Source organism: Cloacibacillus sp. (genome assembly GCF_020860125.1).
Taxonomy (GTDB): domain Bacteria; phylum Synergistota; class Synergistia; order Synergistales; family Synergistaceae; genus Cloacibacillus.
In genome coordinates, this window is sequence record NZ_JAJBUX010000004.1 from 1 (window position 1) to 4,473 (window position 4,473).

General features: G+C 56.2%; 4 protein-coding genes. 3 read left to right on the top strand and 1 reads right to left on the bottom strand.

Annotated elements, in window-relative coordinates; genetic code table 11:
* Positions 1–272 precede the first annotated feature (272 nt).
* From LIO98_RS00565 to lat, 3 genes are all read left to right on the top strand, one after another.
* Positions 273–1,316, top strand: a complete 1,044-nt coding sequence (locus LIO98_RS00565; RefSeq protein WP_066743793.1) for a rod shape-determining protein — start codon at positions 273–275, stop codon at positions 1,314–1,316.
* 4 nt (positions 1,317–1,320) lie between these two features.
* Complete coding sequence (locus LIO98_RS00570) at positions 1,321–1,743, top strand: YkgJ family cysteine cluster protein (RefSeq protein WP_291952364.1); 423 nt, start codon at positions 1,321–1,323, stop codon at positions 1,741–1,743.
* 207 nt (positions 1,744–1,950) lie between these two features.
* Positions 1,951–3,318 (top strand): L-lysine 6-transaminase, encoded by a 1,368-nt coding sequence (lat, locus tag LIO98_RS00575; RefSeq protein WP_291952365.1) that lies wholly within the window; start codon positions 1,951–1,953, stop codon positions 3,316–3,318.
* 87 nt (positions 3,319–3,405) lie between these two features.
* Here the strand turns inward: lat and LIO98_RS00580 are convergent, their stop codons facing one another.
* Positions 3,406–4,248 (bottom strand): pirin family protein, encoded by an 843-nt coding sequence (locus LIO98_RS00580; RefSeq protein ID WP_291952366.1) that lies wholly within the window; start codon positions 4,246–4,248, stop codon positions 3,406–3,408.
* Between the last annotated feature and the right edge of the window lie 225 nt (positions 4,249–4,473).

Consider the following 4,473-nt stretch of genomic DNA (forward strand, 5'->3'; position numbering starts at 1 on the left):
CTCTGATGTAACTACCAGCCGAATCGCACGAAATCAAAGATTTCGGCTCCCTGGCCGCCTCGGAGAGGGAGGCTACAAGGGCTAAAAGCTAAACCGTAATTTATCCCTTAATCCACAGACGACCGGCGGGCGGTTAAAAAGGCGGGATTTGTCCTGTAAAGCGTGGTTAAGGTCTCTGCGGATATTCACTTATATGGTAAAATAAATATTTGAGTTGAACGGAAACACGGCGAAAGAAGACCTCTGTATAGAGAGACAGGGAGGCTGCAAATTTGTGGAATAGAGATATAGGGATAGATTTAGGCACGGCGACGGTGCTGGTGTTCGTCAAGGGCAAGGGCGTGGTGCTGCGCGAGCCCTCGGTCGTCGCGATGGACCAGAACACGGGAAAGATACTCTCGGTCGGCGAAGACGCGAAGATCATGATCGGCAAGACCCCCGGCAACGTGGTGGCCATCCGCCCGCTGCGCGACGGGGTGATCGCCGACTACACGATGACCGAGGTGATGCTGCGCGAATTTCTCAAGAAGACCACCTCCGGCATGGAGCGCATCGTGCGCCACCGGCTGATGATCGGCGTGCCCGCGGGGGCCACCGACGTTGAGCGCCGCGCGGTGCTCGAGGCCGCCCTTGAGGTGGGGGCCAAGGAAGCCTACCTCATCGAAGAGCCGATGGCCGCCGCGATCGGCGCGAATATGCCCGTCGGCGAGGCGGTGGGGAACATGGTCGTCGACATCGGCGGCGGTACGACGGATATCGCGATCGTCTCCCTCGGCGGGCTCGTCGTCTTTGAGTCGCTGCGAGTCGGCGGCGACAAGTTCGACGAGGCGATCGTCCGCTATATGCGCAAGCAGTATAACCTCGCCATCGGCGAGCAGACGGCGGAGGATGTGAAGAAGCAGATCGGCGCCTGCGACCCGACGAAGGCCTCGCCGGACAAGCTGATGGACATCCGCGGACGCGACCTCGTCCAGGGGCTGCCCCGCCAGGTGACGGTAAACAGCGTCGACGTCGCGAAGGCGATCGACGAACCGGTGAGCAGCATCATCGCCGGTATAAAGCGCGTCCTTGAAAAGACGCCGCCGGAGCTCTCCGCCGACGTCATGGACCGCGGCATCATCCTCACGGGCGGCGGTGCCTATCTGCGCGGCCTTGCGGAGCTTATCATGGAAGAGACGGAGATAAACGCCGTGGTCGCCGAATCGGCCGGCGAATGCGTCGCCCTTGGCACGGGCATCGCGCTGGAGTCGCTCGACAAGCTGAAGGAGACCGGCGCGGTCTATCTGGCGACGAAAAAGGGCTTCAAGGGCAGATAAAGCCATGCACTATTGGTGGGAGCGCGACGGCATTCGCTTTGAATGTACCGCCTGCGGCCGCTGCTGCGGCGGCGAACCGGGCTCTATCTGGGTGACGCCGGAAGAGCGGTCCAGGATCGCGCGGGAGCTCGGAATAGACGAGACCGCTCTGAGAAGAGAATATTTAACGCGCCGCGAGGGAAGGTGCAGTATAAAAGAGATGGAAAATTATGACTGTATTTTCCTCGAACGAAACTCGCGGCGCTGTAAAATTTACAAAGTACGTCCTTTGCAGTGCCGTTTATTTCCCTTCTGGCCCTCGATGCTGCGCGATAAAAAAATTTGGAATTATTACGCCGATTACTGTCCCGGGATGAATAGCGGTAAATATTATTCTCCTGAAATAATCAAAAAATTCTTAATTTTGCCCGCAGCGGAGCTTTTATAGAAAAGCTTAATAAACAGGCGGGGCGATTTTTAGAAATTTATCTTTATTTCGCATTAAAAACGCTAAAAATAAGTCTTAATTGCCTATCGTATTCTGGAAATTAAATCTTGATTTTATTACCGCACGAATGTAAACTAATATATGTAAGAAATATGTAAACTGAACCGTTATCCCTAATAGGTACAAAAAATCGAGGAGGTTGTTCACATGCCGTCAAATTGCTCAGTAGCGCCGAAAGATGTATTCTCAACAATTGAAAAGCTCCTTCTTCGCGATGGGTTTGATATTGTCATTGATATGGAGCAGTCGAAGGGAAGCCACATAATCGACTCCGCCACAGGCACAAACTGGCTGGATTTCTATACGTTCTTCGCCTCGGCGCCATTTGGGATGAACCACCCCAAACTCGACAATCCCGAGTTCAAGGAGAAGATATTCCGCGCGGCGATCAACAAGGTCGCGAACTCCGACATCTACACGCAGGAGATGGCGGAATTTGTCAAGACCTTTGGCGAAGTGGCCGTTCCCGAGGGATTCAACCATGTATTCTTCATCGACTATGGTACGCTCGCGGTAGAGAACACCTTCAAAGTAGCGATGGACTGGAAGGTCCAGAAGCTCATGCAGAAGGGCAGGGTCACTCCCGGCGAGGCCTACAACGGACGCAAGGGCACGAAGATCATGCACTTCAACGAAGCCTTCCACGGACGTTCGGGCTACACCCTCTCCGTAACGAACACCAACGACCCGAACAAACACCAGCGTTACGCGAAGTTCACCGACTGGCCGCGCATCATCAACCCGAAGATCACCTTCCCGCTTGAGGAGCATATCGGCGACGTCGAGTGGCTCGAAGCGCAGGCGATCAAGCAGATCAAGCAGGTGCTCATGGACGATCCCGACGGCGTCGCGGCGGTCATCATTGAGACGATCCAGGGCGAGGGCGGAGACAACCACTTCCGCACCGAGTTCTTCCAGAAGCTGCGCCAGATCTGCGACGAAAATGAGATGCTCCTCATCTTCGACGAAGTCCAGTGCGGTATGGGCATCACCGGCAAGATGTGGGCCTGGGAGCATCACGCCTCCGTGAAGCCCGACCTCTTCTCCTTCGGTAAGAAGGCCCAGATCTGCGGACTTGTCGCGGGCCCGCGCATTGATGAAGTGGAAAACAACTGCTTCAAGGTCTCCAGCCGTATCAACTCGACCTGGGGCGGCACGGTCGTAGACATGGTCCGCGCCCAGAAATACCTTGAGATTTACCGTGACGACAAAGTGCTTGACTACGTCAGCAACGTCGCCGGACCCGCGCTCTACGCCGGACTCAAAGAGCTCGAAGCGGAGTTCCCCGGATATATCCGCAACGTCCGCGGCAAGGGACTTATGTGCGCCTATGACATCTGCTGCCCGCAGCTTCGCGACGCCTTCCTCAAGGAATGCCAGAAGAACAACATGCTCATCCTCGGATGCGGCAGCAACACCGTCCGCTTCCGCCCCGCGCTCAACGTTCCCCTCGAGGATCTGCAGCTCGGAATCGAGATCTCCCGCAAGGCCGCTAAGGCGGTATTCAAGAAGTAATCGGCGGTACAGGTCAGTATATAAAAATGCCGGAGCGACGCTCCGGCATTTTTTGTGCGGTTTTTTCGGCGTGACGCGCCTGTTCCGTTATGCTACCGGAGCGTGCTTGATGAAGCTGTCATTGCGCAGCTCGAGGAAGGCCTCCCTGATCTCTTCGCCGGTGTTCATCACCACCGGGCCGCCCCAGGCCACCGGCTCGCGCAGAGGTTTGCCGCTGAGGAAGATGACGTGCGCCTCCCTGCCCTCGGGAGCCTCAAGGCTCACGCTGTCTCCATCGCCGAACAGGGCGGCCGTCTTTTCGGGGATATTCATGCCGCCTGCTGCCGCCTCTCCCTCGATGGTGAAGATAAAGACGGTCTCTCCCTCTTTGGTGGGGATGGAGATCCTCTTTCCCGGTTTCAGCGTGATGTCGTAGATACCCGCCTGTATATGGTTCGTGGAGACGCCGCGGTGTCCCTGATATTCGCCGGAGACGACGCGGACGACGGCGTTTTCATCCTCTACCTTTTTTATCATCTCGTTCTTGATGTCAAAGTAGCGCGGCGCGGTCATCTTGTCCTCCTGCGGCAGGTTGAGCCATATCTGGAGGCCAAGCATACGGGGGCCGGCCATCGGCATCTCCTGGTGCATGATGCCGCTGCCCGCCGTCATCCACTGGCTTTCGCCGCCATGGATCATTCCGCGGTTGCCGAGGCTGTCCTGGTGTTCCATCTCACCCTCAATGAGGTAGGTGATCGTCTCTATACCCCTGTGCGGGTGGAAGGGAAAGCCCGCCGTATAGTCGTCAGGATTCCGTGAGTCAAAGGAGTCCAGCATGAGGAATGGGTCAAAGTCCCGCACCGTCTCATGTCCGAGCACGCGAACGAGGCGTACCCCCGCTCCGTCCGTCGCCATCTGTCCCTGTACCGTCTTTATTATTTTACGTTCCATAGTTATACCTGCTTTCTTTTAGAAATCATTTTCATTTACCGTATAAACATACGCCGCGTGAACCATTCACAGGAGGGCAATAATACTAATCAAAATCTAGGCAAAATCAGCTGTACGGCGATAAAGGGGCCGGCGGCGCTTCGGAGTTTTAAACAGCGGAGCGCCGACCGCCTCCGCTGTTGTCAGTTGCGGCCCGGGCCGGCCCTGTCGGTTAGACCGATAGCC